This is a genomic window from Staphylococcus microti (assembly GCF_000934465.1).
Classification (GTDB): domain Bacteria; phylum Bacillota; class Bacilli; order Staphylococcales; family Staphylococcaceae; genus Staphylococcus; species Staphylococcus microti.
On the sequence record NZ_JXWY01000141.1, the window covers coordinates 1 to 225 of the forward strand.

The window sequence follows — 225 nt, forward strand, 5'->3', positions numbered from 1 at the left end:
GAATATGAAAAAGGCAAACTTCCTTCAGAAATTTTTAAAGAGGCTGGTTTTGACACAAAGATTTTAGGAAGACGTATTAGTAATTTTAGAGATCGCGTACTCGCAATGAAAAGCCGACCTGAAGGATTGCGAGATACGAGAAAAGATAGCTCTGGCAGACCCAAATTATCAGAAATGACCCCTGAAGAAGAAATTGAATACTTAAAACACAAAATTGCGCTTCAA

At 36.9% G+C, this 225-nt stretch carries 1 pseudogene; it reads left to right on the forward strand.

What is annotated here, in order from left to right:
* Positions 1-225: pseudogene (locus TP70_RS12490) on the forward strand (IS3 family transposase); the annotation flags it as partial.